We start from the raw sequence: 12,524 nt of genomic DNA on the forward strand, positions 1-12,524 counted from the left end.
ATACTGATTTTATACTATTTATCATCTGTACGGACTAGCAACATATCTCTAATCAAAAAAAGTTCAAGAAGACTTATTTTCTTATTTATTTTAATTAAATCCAAATTACCTATTATGTCAAATCAAAAAACACACAAAGTATTTAACCTTATCATTCTTGATGAAAGTGGTTCGATGGAATCAATCAAAAAAACTATTATTAGTGGTTTTAATGAAGTCGTCCAAACCGTCAAAGGAGTAGCCAAAGAATATCCAGAACAGGCTCATTTTATTACACTTGTTACCTTCAATTCTCTAAAAATAAATATTCTTTTAGAAAATGAAAGTGTAGAAAAACTAAAAGAAATTGATGAAAGACAGTACAGTCCCACAGCAGGAACACCTCTTTTTGATGCGATGGGAAATAGCATTTCACAGCTTCGTAAAATCACTCAAACACATTCGGATTATAATGTTTTGGTAACTATATTGACAGACGGAGAAGAAAATTCATCAAAAGAATACAATGGAGCAACCATCAAAAAAATGGTAGAAGAGTTAAAATCACAAAACTGGACATTTACCTATATTGGTGCAAATCACGATGTAGAAAAATTTGCAGCAACAATTTCTATCAATAACACAATGAAATTTGAGGCAAATGAGCAAGACATCAAAAAAATGTTTAGCAAAGAAAAAGCATCACGAATGAGTTACAGCAAAAAAATTAGAAATAAAGAAGATACAGGTAGTAATTTTTATGAATAATATTTTGCGAATTACAAATGCTATTTTTTATGGTGCTATTACTTTTATTTTGGTAATAGCACTTTCTGTTTTTTACTTTTTTGGAAGTAAATTTTTAGAAAAAGACAGTGATTTAGTAGGAGAATGGAAAATCGAACAGATGAGTTCAGCACTTATTGAAGGAAAAAAGTATTATTCAGAAGAACAAAAACAAATTCTTCTTCAACGAGATTCTGTCCTTCTTTCAAAGAAAAAGATTTTATTCTTAAATTTTGAAACAAGTAGTTTTATTTTCAGAGATACAAACAATGGAAAACTAGAAAGCAACTTTTTTGAAACTGAAAAACCTATCTCTTGGCATTATCTGAAAGAAAAAAAACAAATTGCCTTATATAGACACAAAGAACCTAATGTTTTTTGGGAAGTTATTACACTTTCAAGTTCAATGTTAGAAATCAAAACTATTTATGGAAATAGAAAATGGGTAATAAAATTTTCTAGAGTAATGAGAATGTAAAATTAATTCAACTAAATTTAATCAAAAATCTTATGAAAAATGAAACGTCTTTAGGCAAACGCATTATGAACCTTGCCAATCAACTTAACGATAAAATTTATGACCTTTTATACAAAACTGAAAGCAACATAAACGATATTCATTCCCAATTACAAAAATGGTTTGATGAATATGTTGCTCAACTTGTAGAAATGGGCAAGGAAAAAGAAGCATTATCCACAGAAGAACGAGAAAAAGTCGATAATGATATTATGCAAGAATATTTCAAACTAGACCAAGAAAGACACAATGCTATTTACATAAAAAAGCATGAAGAACTTTATGAGGCAAGTGAAGACACAGCAAATCTACTTTTGAAATTTAATATTATTACGCAATACAGTGATTTTGCATTACTCAAAAAACAGAATCCAGAGGAAGCCGAACGATTGGGTTTATAGATTAAGAAACATAACATTCCAATTCTTTCAAAGCCGTCCAAAGTCCTAGTTTTTTGGTTTTGTCAGAATGTAGAGCCACAAAATTATGCGAAACAATCCACGTAATTGCTTTTATTTTGGTTGGTTTATATGTTTCAAACTCATGTGGAACGCCTAAATTTTTTGTATCCACACCAAAACTAACTACCGAAGTAGGTTTTAATTTTTTGTACATATCCAGAAAATTCGCCTTTGTTTTTGCCATATTTACAATCGCTACATCATTAAGCGAAAGTTGTCCTGCTGCCAAAATTCCTGTCAGAAGTTTATTGTCAGCATCTTTTAGGTTTTCTTGTTCAGTTTCCTTTATCAAAATCAAAAAGTTTTTACGGTTTTTTCCGAAATAAGAAAAATCTGTATCTAAAACCTCTTTATTTTGATTTTCAGAATTATCTGATTTAATTTTATTAATTTCTTGTTTTAGAGTTTTTGGTTCTTGATTTTGAGAAACTTGTCTTGTTTGACTTTCCTGTGTTGGATTTTCGTTTGCTTCAATTTCCCATTCTGATTTTACTGCATCAATGTAATACATTTTTTCTGTAAAAACGTAGGGCAAAAAATCGTATTCTTGTTCTTGTGTGTCCATAATTGTAAACTTTAACCCTAAAGGTTTCTGAAAACCCTTAGAGTTTACTGTTTAAAATTTCTTTATTTATTTTACTAATCAATTCCCAGCCTTCATAAATAAAACCTGTATAAAGTTGAATCAAAGATGCTCCAGCTTCTAATTTTTCTAGTGCATCTTTTGGGTTATGAATTCCTCCTACTCCAATAATTGGAAAGGCTGCATTTGATTTTTGATGAAGATAAGCAATTACTTCTGTACTTCGGTTTTTTAATGGTTTTCCACTTAGTCCACCATTTCCGATAGTTCCTACTTTTTGAGATTCTGTTTTGAGATTTTCTCGGCTGATGGTTGTGTTTGTGGCAATTATTCCTGCAAGATTAGTTTCTTTAGCAATTTCTATAATATCATCAAGTTGAGAATCAGTAAGGTCTGGCGCAATTTTGAGAAGTAACGGTTTTGGATTTTGTTTTTCTTGATTGTGATTTTGTAGGGTTTGTAAAAGTTCTGTTAGTGGTTTTTTTTCTTGTAACTCTCTAAGATTTGGTGTATTTGGCGAACTTACATTTACCACAAAATAGTCCACATAATCGAAGAGTGCGTCAAAACAAATCAAATAATCGTTTGTCGCTTCTTCATTCAGAGTAACTTTATTCTTTCCAATATTTCCACCAATAATAATATGTGGTTTTTTGGCTTTTATTTGTTTCAATCTTTCGACGGCAATTTCTACACCTTCATTATTAAAACCCATTCTATTGATGAGTGCATTATCTTCTTTTAAACGAAACAAACGAGGTTTTGGGTTTCCGTCTTGTGGTTTTGGTGTGAGTGTTCCTATCTCTATAAATCCAAAACCGAGCTGGTCTAGCTCTTCAATCCATTTTGCATTTTTATCAAAACCTGCTGCCAAACCTACAGGATTTTTGAACTTTAGTCCAAAAACTTCTTTTTCTAATCGTTTGTCTGAGTTTATGGAATTTGTTACAATCGTTTTCCCTCCAAATTTTAGAAGGGTTTGTAATCCTGCAATGGCTGTATAATGTGCTTTTTCAGCATCAAGTTTGAAAAAAAGAGGGCGTAGAAGTGAATACATAACAACAATTACGAATTAAAGATTACGGATTACGAAATGAACATTCAGCGAAGCTAATTTAATACACTAAAATTAATAGCTTATTTCTTTAAAATAGTACCTTAATTAATTTCTATTGCATACAGTGTAAAATTATGATTTCACAAAAATACAATTATTTCTGTAAGATATGGTTAGGGAGAGGTTGTTAGGATTGAAAATACAGATTGAATACAAATTTATTAGAATAAAATGAATTGTAAAGTAAATACAGTTTTTAGGATGAAAAAATTTGGGTTATCTGACAATTTTTGTGGAGCGTCTAACATGGTAGTTAAATTACAACTCATTAATACACTTATTTGCCTTTCTGTTCCATAGAAACTTGATATTGGTAGCATTTAGAATAGGTAGTAAAAAATGCTATAAAACTCCTAACGGAGTAAAAATCAAAATTTCACAAAAATTGTCCGATAACCTCAATTCGTAATTCGTAACCTATCCTTTTCTTTTAATCTTATCAATTTTATCTCTTACATTTTTGGGAACTCGCTTTTTTGTAGAATTCATTTCTAAAAGCCCTCCCAAAAGCTCTGGGTCTATACTTGTTACGATGGTTTCTAGTGTTTCCATACGCATTTCTAATTCGTGATTGCGTTGTTTTAGCTCTGCAACTTCTTCTTTTTCTTTCTCTGAAATGGTATTTTTATTAAAAAAGGCAATTTTGGTTAGGATTCCAATAAGGAAAATAGAACACGAAAAAGCAAAAATCATCATTAGGGCAGCCATAAAAATAAAATTAGAAGTTAGAAGTATGATTTTAGAAGTGAATACAAAGTAAGACTAGAGTTAGAGAAATAATTAGTTGAGCATAAATATGTTTTGAAAACTATTATACAAAAAAAAGTCCGATAACTTATCGGACTCTTTTCAACTTACAACTTAACCCTATTGATATGAAAACGTTAAAATTTAATAGAAGATAAATAAAACTATTTTCTAAAACTATCATTCTTCTACTATTTTAAGCTCTCAAAACTTTGAATTTCTGTTTCTCAAAGAATCCCTAAAACTATCTTTGAAAAAAATTCTTTTACAATCAAATTAACAAGTACACTTACACCATAACTCATTGATTTATAAGTGTTTAGTTGTTGATTGTATTATTAGAACGGAAAATATATCTCTTGGGTTTCTTAAAAGACAATAATTATTTACAAATTCTGAATTTATTTTGAATATTTAGTAACTTCACTCAAATAATTTCACCATTTATACAAATTTTAAATAATTTTAAGATATTTGGATTCATTTATTTTTTAAAAATATATTTAACCCTAAGGCTCTTGGAACTCTTTAGAGTTTCGACAACTACTTTTGATTGAGTAAACATTTACCCCTCCTAAATAGGTTTATGTATAATAAATAGTTCAACTTTGGTAGCGAAATTAGTCTTGGATTAAACTTTATAGAAAAACCTTTATCTAAATACTAATTTCTTTCCCTATTTAATTTTTTAACCTTATGCAATCAATTTTTACACGTATTTTTATAGTCTTTGTCTTATTCTTGTTTCATTTTGAGTTTGCCAATGCTCAAAATTTATATTTTCCTCCACTTATAGAAACGGAAGAAAATAACTGGGAAACAATGTCAGCTTCAGAACTAGAATGGTGTGAGCAGCATATCGATAGTTTATATACATTTTTAGAAGAGAAGAATACAAAAGGTTTTATTGTTTTGAAAAATGGTAAAATTGTTTTGGAAAAATATTTTGGAACTTTTACTGGTGATAGTGTTTGGTATTGGGCTTCAGCAGGAAAATCTATGGTCGCTACGTTGGTAGGAATTGCACAGCGTTCTAGTTTGTTGGATATTAATAAAAAAACCTCAACTTATTTGGGGGAAGGTTGGACAAGTCTAACAAAAGAACAAGAAGATAAAATCACAATTCGCCATCAAATGACAATGACAACAGGGCTGAGAGAAGCTGATATTACAGGAGTAGATAATTGTATTGAACCTTCTTGCTTAAATTACGGCTCTGAACCTGATACTCGTTGGTATTACTATAATTCTCCGTATCGTCTTTTACAACATGTTTTGGATAGCGCAACAGGAAAACCTATCAATCAATATTTTGCAGAGCGAGTTACTCGCAAAACAGGAATTACAGGAGCTTTTTTAAATTATATTTTAGTTTCCAAACCTCGTAGTATGGCTCGTTTTGGTCTTTTGATTTTGAATAAAGGAAAATGGGAAAACAATCCTGTTTTGAATGATGCTATGTATTTTGAACAAATGACAACGACTTCTCAACTTCTTAATCCTGCGTATGGTTATTTGTGGTGGCTCAATGGAAAAGATAAATTTAAAATTCCTGCTTCGGATGAGATTTATGAAGGTTCTATGATTCCAAATGCGCCTTCTGATATGATTGCAGCTTTGGGTGCAAATGACCAAAAAATTTATGTTGTTCCAAGTCAGAATTTAGTAGTTGTTAGGGTAGGAAATAGTGCCGAATCTGATAGATTAAATGCTGTTTCTTCTTTTGATAATGAGCTTTGGGGTAGGATTTCTAATTTATCTTGTGATTCACCTGTTTTGACGAATGAAGACGAAGGAGAAGAAAATATGAAAGTTTTTCCGAATCCAAGTAATGAGAATTATTTTTTAAAGATTCCGAATGGTAGGTATGATATTGCTATTCGTGATGCTTTGGGGAAGGTTATTTATAAAGCACAGATTACTCATTCTGTTCGTATTGCTGCCAGTAAATGGAAAAAAGGAATGTATTTTGTCGAAATTACCCCTATCGGAACAAAAACAACTACTTATTTGAAGATTGTGAAAGATTAGTCATTAGTAAAAAATTATATTTTGAGTTAGTTTGTTTTCTAACATAAAAAAAGCCAATTATTTTTACAGTATATTGTAAAATAATTGGTTTTTTGCTTGTGTTTTAGTTCTGTTTAGCTATTTATGCAGTAATGAAGCGTTCTTTTAACTGCTTCAAATGCTCTAATGATGGGCGAATTTGTTGTAAATGACTATGAATAACAGTTTTTGTTTCCATCGGAATTTCATCTATTTTCAAGATTTTTTCATAATCTTCAATGGCTGCTTGTTCTACTCGCTCGCATTCATCTACTACGACTTCAACATCTTTTCCACCTACTAGAGATTTTAAATTTATCCATAGGTGATGTAAATCTGTTGTAATACTTGTTTCTTTTTTAGGACTTCCTCCTAGTTTGGCTATTTCTGTTTTTAATTCGTGTCCAAAATCATAACGTTGTTTTATTGATTTTGTAAAAAAGTCTTTTAATTCATGATTTTCGGCTTCTTTAGCAGCTTCTGTATAGCCTTTTTCAGCATCATAATTTTTTTCGATAAGTTCGTTTAAGGCTTCTACTGCTTTTCTATTTGATTCGTTGTTCATATTATTTGTAGTTTAAAAAATTAAATATTAAAAAATGTATTTATAACTATATAACACTTGATATACTAAATTGTTTTTATTGTTTCATTTTTTTTGACATAAAAAAAGCAATTCTATTTCAAAATTTCATAAAGAAATTCAGAAATAAAATTGCCCTCAAAGTAATTTGCTTTGAATGAATACTCAATTAATTGGTATTCAGAATAGTTTTATTCGTTTGAGCCGATGTTAGTCGTAGCTACCACTACTTGTAAACTATCTGCACTAAGGTGTACATTTACATAACCATTATAGTTTATAAGTTCATCATAACTTGCAGTTACAGTAGCTGTATTTGTAGAGTTTTCAATAGGTCCAATATTGAATGCTACATCACCACCACTTCCTGAAACACCATCGTGAATATGTGCAGGATGACTACCTCCATCAGGCGCACCTGTAAGACTCGTAGTTACAGTCGTACTTGTAGCATTTACTTCAGTGAAAGTAACTGTACCAGCTACACCAGAACCACCAACACTTTCAAGCGTGTATGTTTTAGTTTGTAAAGGATCTTCGTCATCTGAGTCATCACCACAACTAGCAGCCATAAATGTGAATAAAATTAGAGCCATGCTCCACATTGCTGTTTTCCAATAATTTTTCATAATAGGGTTTGTTTTAGTAAAAAAAAATAATTTAAAGTAATCAGCCACACTAACAACCTACTTCCTTAGATTGTTTTTATAATTCCTTAATAATTTGTTAAAAATCACTAAATTTATTCTCAAAAACTTCACATTGCATTTATAATTATTCAAAAAATCATTTACAAAACAGCTAACTCTTTCAGTATTATATTTTTACTACACAAAACCCATTAAATCACATTCTTAATCATTTCTGCTATTTGTTGCAAAACCTTTCCACTTTTTTCTTGGTAAACATAACCTACTTCATAATCTTCTTCTATTACCTCTGAAAAAATATTACTTGCAATATCAATAACCACAACGACAGCACGGTTAAGCAAAGCAATTTTGAAAATACGGTGTGGAAGATTTGTTGCGCCAGAAGTTCCTATGATAAAAAGTACCTCTGTATCTTCTGCTATTTTCAAGGCAGACTCAGCTTTATAATATTCTTCATTGTAAAATTCATCAAACCAAAGAACGTGAGGACGCAAAAATTCATTACATTTTTTGCATTTGAGTAGTTTTATTTCTTGCTTTGTCAAATCTTCCTCTCTTTGTTTGGGAATGTTGGGAAAGGGATATAATTCTTTCGAACATTCTTTGCTGCATCTAGCATAATTCAAATCTCCGTGTATGGGATACATTCGATGATAAGTATTTCCAGCTCTGATATGCAATCCATCTACATTTTGAGTAATGAGCGCAAAATTATCTCCTAGCATTTGTTCTATCTCTACCAAGGCGTGATGCCCAGAGTTGGGATTAGCAGCTCTACAAACCGTATTACGAAATAAAAACCACTTCCAAACTTCTAAAGGTTGCTTCAAAAACATTTGATATGTTCCTATTTCTTGGGGTTGATAATTGGTAGAGCCTACTTTCCAATAGCCTTCTGTTCCTCTAAAAGTAGGAATACCACTTTCAGCCGAAATACCTGCGCCTACTAAAAATGTAATTCGTTTATTGGAATTTATGGCTTGTTTTAGGTGGTCTTTTAGGGGTTGTTTGTTCATTTTTGATTCTATTTTTCTTTATTAAAATCATTCAAATCTTCTATAAATCTATTACTTCTATCTTCATCACTTTCTAATAAATCTTTGAAATCTTCTGCATATAAATGAATAGTTTCTGTGTCTTCGTGGTCAATCATTACGATAGGGTATTCATTTTCTTCTCTATTTTGATTTGTATCAAAACAAAGAAAGCCCCAATCAGAAAAATCGGCAAAATAAATAAAACCATTTGGCATAAATTCATCTGCAAATATTTCTTCTCGTTCTAGAATATCATCAATCGTTTTGTTAGGTAAATGAGAAGGAAAGTCTATTCCATAATCTTCTAACATAAACTCTTTAAAATATTTGTACTTCAAAAACTCTCTGTAAGATTTGGGTAGCTTTTTATTTATTTTGTTCTCTAACTCATCTAATTCTTCATCTGTAATAGAACTAGCAACAGGTTTCCATATTTTTTATTTTTAGCATCTTCCTTTTCAATCATTTCTTTAGGAAAATAATAATCTTCAACACTCATAGCAAACTCTTCTTTTTGCATTCTTTCGAAAACCTCATCTACTATTTTATATAACCATTTCATATTTTTGATAATTTTAAATTAATTGTTGTGAGTGTTCTGTGTGCCACAGAACACGGAGGTTGACTATATATCTCTAGTTTAAAGAAGGTATTATATTAAATATCTTATCATTTTCTGTTCTGAATATTAAATCACTTGTAGATTTTTCTAAATGTTTTTGTAAAACAATTGGAAATCCATTATTTTGATACCCACTAGAATCATCGTTAATTATAGCTATTCTACTTTCAACCTGTCTAAATATGTAATCAACTTCCTCAACTAACTGAAAATTAATAGTTGCTTTTCTTACATCTTGTTGAAAATATTTAGTTGTAGAACCTGTAATATACTCTAGTAAATACAATTTACTTCTATATTTTATTACCCCATTATAGGTAACTCCTTGTATGCCTATATTTTGATGACTACTAAAACTATCCTTATAAATATTCTTTAATAGCTTATTGGTGTCATGTTTGAACCTATCTCTCTGTTCTTTTTCTTTTTTTTCCCTATAAGATAAAGAATGACTATTTACAATTCCTACTATAAAGTTGGCTACATCAAAAACAGCAGCAGACAACAATTCTACTTTTTTTATATCAATTGGAACATAATAAAAAATATCTGTACTATCACTATTAGCCTTTGTTTCTTGAATATTATAATAAGATTTATACTGTTGAAATATAACAGAAATTGTTTCTATATCTTCAGAGGAAATTGAATTACCGTAAACTTCTTGACTAATCCAACCACCATCAGTTACAATTAATCTATTTCCTCTTTCTGTTACAAATACAGAAACAAACTTATCTGTTATAGTAACAAGAGGAGTAATTATTTCAAGAGTAGATTCATGTAACTTAAAACTAAACAAGTTACAAAAATCTTTTTTCACCAAATTATATAGTTCAATATGATTATTCAAAATTGATATTTTTTAGAGGGTCTGTATTACTTGTTTTAAAAATAACTCCATCATATCTTTCAATAAATGGATAGCTCATATTATCCGTAAATGTAACACTTTCTTCACAAAATAATTCAACTCCTTTATTAATGTCTTTTTCTATTTCTGCAACTACTTTTGAATTCTTCAATTCATCAGTTTGATAAGCTGTATTATGACCCAAATCATCATAATATTGAAAATGAGGAGTACGAACCTGTCTGTTAGAAAGAGGCGTGTTTGGAGAATTATTATTATGCGCCCCTCCAGAAGCATCAAATCGAAAAAAAGGTTGAGGACATATTGTTTTAGACATTAATTTGAAGCCATATCTCTTCGTATAATCTTTACTAGCTTCTATAAGCAATTCTAAATCACCAACTTGAACACTTTTTACATTACAAGTCGCTATCTTAGCATTTGCCTTATTTTTTTTATCTATCAAACATATATTTGCTCTATCTATTTCTTTACTCTCATGTCTAACTTTTTCGTATATATGATAATTATCAACTATCTTTTTATTTGGTTTTTCAGGCATAAAATATTATTGATTGATACATTAAGTAGTTATATGCTACAATTTTGTTAGATTTGATTTTTTATTTCAAAAAACACAATTTTATATTTCTGATGCGTTTTATAGCTCCCCTAAGTATTTTTCAAGAACAGGAACTTCGTCGTTATTTATCTAGTAGTGATGTAAAACTCTTACCAAGAGAACGTAAACGATTTAGTTCAATTTGTTTGAGTTCCAAACATAAGTTTACTATTAAGGAGCTTTCAGCACAATTTGATGTGAGTGAAAATAGTATAAAAAGTTGGTTTGATAGGTACGAATCAATGGGCTGTTTGGGGCTTTTAGATAAAAACATGGCTCATTCTCAAAGTAGTTTAGCTACTGAAAATGCAGAAATTATTTTAGAAGCTGTAAAACAAACACCTCAAAATTTAAAAAGAACCGTTGTTTTATTGAAAAAAGAACATCAAATTGAAACTAATCCTTCTATTCTAAAACGTTTTCTTAAAAAAAAAAGTGGAGTTGGAGACGAATACAAAAATCGCTAAAATCTCAACGAGATGAGTGGATGCACGACTTTTTTAAGAAAGAGCTTGACTGGTGGTTAAAAGAAGAAGAAAAGGGAGAGGTAGAAGTGTGGTTTAGTGATGAGAGTAGTTTTCATCTAAATCCTAATAGTATGTATGGTTGGCAAGAAAAGACTTTGGAGACGCTTAAAAAAGTATTTTTACCTGCCAACCGTGCTAGAGGAGCAAATATCTTAGGATTTATGCGAACTAATAATGAAAGCGAATTTTATGAATTCTATCAATCTATGGATGCAGATACGTTTATTGCTTGTGTAAATAATTTTATTGAAAAACGAGCAAAAGGGCAGAAAATACTCTTGATTTTAGATAGAGCGACCTCTCACAGCAATCATAAAGTAGATAAAGCAATAAAAAAGTGGAAAGAAAAAAATGTATTTATTCAATTCCTTCCTTCTTATTGTTCAGACTTAAATTATATTGAAATGTTGTGGAAACATATTAAGCATTATTGGTTAGATATAGCAGCTTGGACAAATGTGAAAACGCTCCAAAAGGCTGTTTTAGATATATTAGCTCAGTTTGGAAAAGAAAAAGAATATACTATAAATTTTGCACCCTCTTAATTAAAATAGCATTATTAATAAGAGAAAATCAAAAATAACAAAATTGTTATGAGCAACTACTTAAAACCTAAATATATAAAATAATTATCAATTTTCTAATGCTCCATGTATATGACATTCAAAAACCTTACTGCGCCAAATTAAACCTTACCTGCACACCAAAAGCAGTATTATAACGAGGAAAAGAAATTTAAACCTATAAGGTTTTCAGAAACCTTATAGGTTTGTTGTCTATTCAAACTCTAGTTCTTCTTTTAATACTGCTGCGTGTTCTTTATGAAATTCTTGAAAGGCTTTTCTGTCTCCAAACCAGTCTAATACTTCATCTCTCTTTATTTTGGTAGATTTTTGTGATAAAAAAGCATCATAAGATGAATATATCCATTCATCAGTAGTTTTGCAAAATTTATGATGAACAGGATTTTGATGAATATAATTGATAAGCGTAGTATAATAGCTTTCTTCTCTTACAGCTTTGCGTTTGGTAAAATCTAAGAAAAGTGCGCCCTTTCGTTGGTATTTTATGTTATAAGATTTAGCATAGCTATTCAAAAAATTGCTAAGGTGTTGCATTACTAGCTTGTGTGTGTCTCCTTTGTATTTTGGAAGTTTAGCAAGTTCGCTTTCCTCCTTTATACGCACTAAAAAATGAAAATGATTTGGCATCAGACAATAGCAATAAGTTTCCCAAACTTGACTCATATAATGGTTGTAACGTTTGAGGAAATAGCGAAAGTTATCATCATTACGAAATAAGTTTTCACTTCCCACAGCATGATTGAAAACGTGGTAAAATGTATCAGCTTCGAAAGCATCTTGATATTTCATTTCTAAAAATAAAAA

Annotated in this window: 17 protein-coding genes; 6 read left to right on the forward strand and 11 right to left on the reverse strand. The window is 30.1% G+C overall.

Translation table 11 applies throughout. The features are described 5' to 3' along the window. Positions 1-114: 114 nt before the first annotated feature. The 3 genes from ACE193_RS05515 to ACE193_RS05525 are packed head-to-tail and all read left to right on the forward strand — an operon-like array spanning position 115 to position 1,683. On the forward strand, positions 115-747 hold the full coding sequence (locus ACE193_RS05515; RefSeq protein ID WP_375562008.1) for a VWA domain-containing protein: 633 nt from the start codon (positions 115-117) through the stop codon (positions 745-747). Then, a complete protein-coding gene (locus ACE193_RS05520; protein WP_375562009.1) occupies positions 740-1,243 on the forward strand; it encodes a hypothetical protein in 504 nt (167 codons plus the stop codon). The genes ACE193_RS05515 and ACE193_RS05520 overlap by 8 nt, the downstream gene beginning before the upstream one ends. A 32-nt stretch (positions 1,244-1,275) precedes the next feature. Then, positions 1,276-1,683 carry a hypothetical protein gene (locus tag ACE193_RS05525; RefSeq protein ID WP_375562010.1) on the forward strand — a complete coding sequence of 136 codons (408 nt, stop codon included), beginning with the start codon at positions 1,276-1,278 and terminating at the stop codon, positions 1,681-1,683. Position 1,684: 1 nt separating this feature from the next. On the opposite strand, the gene ACE193_RS05530 is transcribed toward ACE193_RS05525, so the two are convergent. The 3 genes from ACE193_RS05530 to ACE193_RS05540 form a co-directional block, all read right to left on the reverse strand. Then, entirely contained in the window at positions 1,685-2,308 is a 624-nt protein-coding gene (locus ACE193_RS05530; RefSeq protein ID WP_375562011.1) for a hypothetical protein, read from the reverse strand. A gap of 37 nt (positions 2,309-2,345) precedes the next feature. Next, a complete protein-coding gene (locus ACE193_RS05535) occupies positions 2,346-3,383 on the reverse strand; it encodes a quinone-dependent dihydroorotate dehydrogenase (protein ID WP_375562012.1) in 1,038 nt (345 codons plus the stop codon). Positions 3,384-3,860: 477 nt separating this feature from the next. Beyond that, positions 3,861-4,151, reverse strand: coding sequence for a hypothetical protein (locus ACE193_RS05540; RefSeq protein WP_375562013.1), 291 nt, complete (start codon positions 4,149-4,151; stop codon positions 3,861-3,863). 735 nt (positions 4,152-4,886) lie between these two features. On the opposite strand from ACE193_RS05540, the gene ACE193_RS05545 reads away from it, so the two are divergent. Beyond that, the gene (locus tag ACE193_RS05545) at positions 4,887-6,221 is read left to right on the forward strand and encodes a serine hydrolase (RefSeq protein WP_375562014.1); all 1,335 of its coding nucleotides are present in this window, start codon (positions 4,887-4,889) and stop codon (positions 6,219-6,221) included. A gap of 121 nt (positions 6,222-6,342) precedes the next feature. On the opposite strand, the gene ACE193_RS05550 is transcribed toward ACE193_RS05545, so the two are convergent. The 7 genes from ACE193_RS05550 to ACE193_RS05580 form a co-directional block, all read right to left on the reverse strand. Next, positions 6,343-6,804, reverse strand: coding sequence for a PA2169 family four-helix-bundle protein (locus tag ACE193_RS05550; protein ID WP_375562015.1), 462 nt, complete (start codon positions 6,802-6,804; stop codon positions 6,343-6,345). Between the two features lie 209 nt (positions 6,805-7,013). Continuing rightward, the gene (locus tag ACE193_RS05555; protein ID WP_375562016.1) at positions 7,014-7,451 is read right to left on the reverse strand and encodes a hypothetical protein; all 438 of its coding nucleotides are present in this window, start codon (positions 7,449-7,451) and stop codon (positions 7,014-7,016) included. Positions 7,452-7,663: 212 nt separating this feature from the next. Further along, the gene (locus tag ACE193_RS05560; protein ID WP_375562017.1) at positions 7,664-8,491 is read right to left on the reverse strand and encodes an NAD-dependent deacetylase; all 828 of its coding nucleotides are present in this window, start codon (positions 8,489-8,491) and stop codon (positions 7,664-7,666) included. Between the two features lie 8 nt (positions 8,492-8,499). Continuing rightward, positions 8,500-8,946, reverse strand: a complete 447-nt coding sequence (locus ACE193_RS05565) for an SMI1/KNR4 family protein (RefSeq protein ID WP_375563344.1) — start codon at positions 8,944-8,946, stop codon at positions 8,500-8,502. Then, positions 8,904-9,074 carry a hypothetical protein gene (locus tag ACE193_RS05570; RefSeq protein WP_375562018.1) on the reverse strand — a complete coding sequence of 57 codons (171 nt, stop codon included), beginning with the start codon at positions 9,072-9,074 and terminating at the stop codon, positions 8,904-8,906. The genes ACE193_RS05565 and ACE193_RS05570 overlap by 43 nt, the downstream gene beginning before the upstream one ends. Before the next feature lie 73 nt (positions 9,075-9,147). Continuing rightward, a complete protein-coding gene (locus tag ACE193_RS05575; RefSeq protein ID WP_375562019.1) occupies positions 9,148-9,987 on the reverse strand; it encodes a hypothetical protein in 840 nt (279 codons plus the stop codon). Beyond that, complete coding sequence (locus ACE193_RS05580; RefSeq protein ID WP_375562020.1) at positions 9,980-10,549, reverse strand: hypothetical protein; 570 nt, start codon at positions 10,547-10,549, stop codon at positions 9,980-9,982. The genes ACE193_RS05575 and ACE193_RS05580 overlap by 8 nt, the downstream gene beginning before the upstream one ends. Positions 10,550-10,641: 92 nt before the next feature. On the opposite strand from ACE193_RS05580, the gene ACE193_RS05585 reads away from it, so the two are divergent. Both ACE193_RS05585 and ACE193_RS05590 read left to right on the forward strand, forming a co-directional pair. Next, positions 10,642-11,076 (forward strand): hypothetical protein, encoded by a 435-nt coding sequence (locus ACE193_RS05585; protein WP_375558687.1) that lies wholly within the window; start codon positions 10,642-10,644, stop codon positions 11,074-11,076. 20 nt (positions 11,077-11,096) lie between these two features. Continuing rightward, positions 11,097-11,681 carry an IS630 family transposase gene (locus ACE193_RS05590; protein WP_375558686.1) on the forward strand — a complete coding sequence of 195 codons (585 nt, stop codon included), beginning with the start codon at positions 11,097-11,099 and terminating at the stop codon, positions 11,679-11,681. A gap of 231 nt (positions 11,682-11,912) precedes the next feature. Here the strand turns inward: ACE193_RS05590 and ACE193_RS05595 are convergent, their stop codons facing one another. After that, positions 11,913-12,509 (reverse strand): transposase, encoded by a 597-nt coding sequence (locus ACE193_RS05595; RefSeq protein ID WP_375562021.1) that lies wholly within the window; start codon positions 12,507-12,509, stop codon positions 11,913-11,915. Between the last annotated feature and the right edge of the window lie 15 nt (positions 12,510-12,524).

The organism is Bernardetia aquimarina (assembly GCF_042180575.1).
Classification (GTDB): domain Bacteria; phylum Bacteroidota; class Bacteroidia; order Cytophagales; family Bernardetiaceae; genus Bernardetia.